The sequence below is a fragment of the Streptobacillus felis genome (assembly GCF_001559775.1).
Taxonomy (GTDB): domain Bacteria; phylum Fusobacteriota; class Fusobacteriia; order Fusobacteriales; family Leptotrichiaceae; genus Streptobacillus; species Streptobacillus felis.
In genome coordinates this window covers 1-388 of record NZ_LOHX01000259.1, presented here as the reverse complement: position 1 = coordinate 388, position 388 = coordinate 1, and the positions used below count along the sequence as shown (strand labels likewise).

At 26.8% G+C, this 388-nt stretch carries 1 protein-coding gene; it reads left to right on the top strand.

Translation table 11 applies throughout. The features are described from left to right. Positions 1 to 18 precede the first annotated feature (18 nt). Positions 19 to 388 (top strand): MATE family efflux transporter (locus AYC60_RS04645; RefSeq protein WP_231724634.1); only part of this gene is annotated, 370 nt, incomplete at its 3' end.

Genomic DNA, 388 nt, shown 5'->3' with positions numbered 1-388 from the left:
GGACTTAGTGTAGTTGCTATGACCATAATAGTTCAACTTAATGGTAAAGGAGATTTTAATGGAGTAAAAAACGTTGCTATGCATGTATTAGTATTTGGATTTTTATTAGGAATACTATGGATGCCTTTATGTTTTTATGGTGCAAAATATTTAGCACCAATAGATCCTGTAATAAGAGATTATGCAATAACTTATTTTGCTTTAAGTTCGTTTATTATACCATTTCAGTTTATGGCTGCTATATTTAATTCAATTAAAAGTGCAACTGGAGAGCCAGAAGCTACATTTTATAGAATGATAGTATTATTAATATTGAAAATTATTTTTAACTTTATATATTTAGTAATAATTAAAATGGGATTAGAAGGAGCTATATTTGCTTCTTTAA